Source organism: Actinomycetota bacterium (assembly GCA_036280995.1).
Taxonomy (GTDB): Bacteria; Actinomycetota; CALGFH01; order CALGFH01; family CALGFH01; genus CALGFH01.
In genome coordinates this window covers 1-2,852 of sequence record DASUPQ010000576.1, presented here as the reverse complement: position 1 = coordinate 2,852, position 2,852 = coordinate 1, and the positions used below count along the sequence as shown (strand labels likewise).

Here is a 2,852-nt window from a genome sequence, read left to right as displayed (position 1 = left end):
CGGGGCCGGTGTCGCCACCCTCTCGGCGATCACCAGCCTGACCCCAGGTGGGCGACTGGTCGTGGTGGCCCTCCACGAAAAGGGGTTCGACTTCAATCCCACCGTGCTGGTCATGAGCGAGACCTCGGTCGTCGGGGCACTGGCCTATCTGCCCGAGGACTTCGACGCGGTCATCGCGGCCATGGCCGAGGGCAGGTACTCGGCCGAAGGCTGGGTTGCGGAGATCACCGCCGACCAGCTGGTCGACACCTTCGGCGAGCTGCGGCAAGGACGAGGCACCAAGGTGCTCGTCCGGGTCTAGCGGCCCTGCCTCAGCGCCTACGCGCCACCCGTCGGACGACCAGCTTCTTGAGCTCGTCGGTCCAGAGCACCGCGCTGGCCATGACCGCGCACAGCGCCCAGTCGCCGGCCGACAGCGGCGTGGTGCCGAAGGCCCGGTTGAGCAGCGGCACGTGCACGACCAGGAGCTGGAGGGCCAGCGAGAGGGCGATGGCCGCCCACAGCCACCGGTTGGTGAACAGGCCGCGCAAGGCGCTGACCCGTTCCGAGCGCGAGTTGACGGTGTTGAACAGCTGGGCCAGCACCAGCACGGTGAAGCCGGCCGTGCGGGCCTCGGTCAGCCCGGCCGACCCCTCGAACAGGCCGCCGGGCAGCTTGAGGTCGATCGTGGCCAGGGTGACCAGCGCCATCACCAGCCCGACGAAGACCACGCCGAGCTGCATCTCCCGGTCGATGACCCGGTCGGTGAGCCTGCGGGGCGGGTGGCGCATCACGTCCCCCGGTGGCGGGTCGACCCCCATGGCCAGCGCCGGGCCGGTGTCGGTGAGCAGGTTGATCCAGAGGATCTGGGTGGCCAGCAGGGGCGCCACCACCGTCCCGCCGGCGACGTCCAGGCCGATCAGCGACGCCCCCACCACCCCCAGGAACATCGTCAGCACCTCGCCGATGTTGGACGACAGCAGATAGCGCAGGAACTTGCGGATGTTGGCGAAGATGGCCCGCCCCTCGCGCACGGCGGCCACGATGGTGGCGAAGTTGTCGTCGGCCAGGATCATCTTGGCCGCTTCCTTGGTGACGTCGGTGCCGGCGACGCCCATGGCCACGCCGATGTCGGCCGACTTCAGGGCCGGGGCGTCGTTCACGCCGTCGCCGGTCATGGCGACGATGTTCCCGTCGGCCTGGAGGGCGTCCACGATCCGCAGCTTGTGCTCGGGCGCGACCCGGGCGTAGACCGACACCGACCTGACCCGCTCGGCGAACGCCTCGTCGTCGAGGGCGTCCAGCTCCAGCCCGCTGAGGGAGGGGACGCTGTCCTGGCCGACCTCGGGCTCGGCGATGCCCAGGTCGGCGGCGATCCGGGCGGCGGTGCGGGGATGGTCGCCGGTGATCATGATGACCCGCAGGCCGGCGCCGTGGGCTTCGGCGATGGCCGCGGCCGCCTCCGGGCGTGGCGGGTCGATGATGCCGACCACCCCGGCGAACACCAGCTCCTGCTCCAGGGACTCCTCGGCGGCCGGCGGCTCGGTGGCCTTCAGGGGCCGGTAGGCGACGGCCAGGGTGCGCAGGGCCGCCTCGGCCAGGCGGTCGACCACGGCCAGGATCTCGGCCCGGCGGGCCTCGGTCAGGGCCGCCTCGGCCTCCCCGACCCGTTCGGAGGTGCAGCGGGCCAGCAGCACGTCGGGGGCCCCCTTGGTCACCACGGCGATGCGACCCTCCCGGCCGGCGTCGACCTCGATGCTGGTCATGAGCTTGCGCTCGGAGGTGAACGGCACCTCGCCGACGCGCTCGAAACGGGCCCGGCGCTGCTCGGTGATGCCGAGCTTGCGCTCGGCGACCAGGAAGGCGGCGTCGGTGGGGTCGCCCTGGATCCTCCACTGGCCGTCGTCGTCCTCGCCCAGGACGGCGTCGTTGGCCAGGCTGCCCCCGCCCAGCACGGCCCGGACCTCGTCCAGCAACGGACCGTCCGAGAGGGGATGGCCGTCGGCCCGCAGGTCGCCCTCGGGCCGGTAGCCGATGCCGGTCACCGTCACCTCGCCGGAACGGGTCACCACCCGCTGGATGGTCATCTCGTTCCTGGTCAGGGTGCCGGTCTTGTCCGAGCAGATGACCGAGGCCGAGCCCAGGGTCTCCACCGACGACAGCCTCTTGACGATGGCGTGCTTGGCGGCCATGCGCTGGACGCCGAGGGCGAGGACGACCGACAGCACCGCCGGCAGGCCCTCGGGGACGGCGGCCACGGCCAGGGAGACGCCCAGCAGCAGGACCTCGACCAGGTCGCTCGGCTGCCGGATGTCGGAGGTCACCAGGATGGCCGCCATGACCACGACCGCGATGGCGACCACGGCGATGCCGAGCACGCGGCCGACCAGGTCGACCTCGCGCTGCAGGGGGGTGCGCTCTTCCTTGGTGCGGCCGAGCAGGGCGGCGATCCGGCCCATCTCGGTGGCCATGCCGGTCGCGGTCACCACCGCCTGGCCCCGTCCCCGGGTCACGGCCGTGCCGCTGAACACCATGTTGGTCCGGTCCCCGAGCGGCGCCGGGGCCGGCAGGGTCGCGGTGTCCTTGAGCACCGGCTCGCTCTCGCCGGTCAGCGACGCCTCGGCCACGCTGAGGGAGGCCACCTGGACCAGGCGGCCGTCGGCGCCGACGGCGTCGCCTTCGCCGAGGACCAGGACGTCGCCGGGAACGATCTCGGCGGCGGGGATGCGCACCTGCCGGCCGTCGCGCAGCAGCGTGGCCGTGGGGGCGGCCATCCGCTGCAGCGCGGCCACCGCCTGCTCGGCCTTGCGTTCCTGGACGAAGCCGAGGACGGCGTTGGCGACCACGATGACGGCGATCACGATCGCCTCGAA

2 protein-coding genes are annotated in these 2,852 nt (G+C 72.6%); one reads left to right on the top strand and one right to left on the bottom strand.

The window, feature by feature from the left end:
- On the top strand, window positions 1-301 hold a 301-nt coding region (locus VF468_19315), incomplete at its 5' end, for an alcohol dehydrogenase (GenBank protein ID HEX5880440.1).
- 10 nt (window positions 302-311) lie between these two features.
- Here VF468_19315 and VF468_19310 read toward each other — a convergent pair.
- Window positions 312-2,852: cation-translocating P-type ATPase (locus tag VF468_19310; protein HEX5880439.1), on the bottom strand; the 2,541-nt coding region annotated here is incomplete at its 5' end.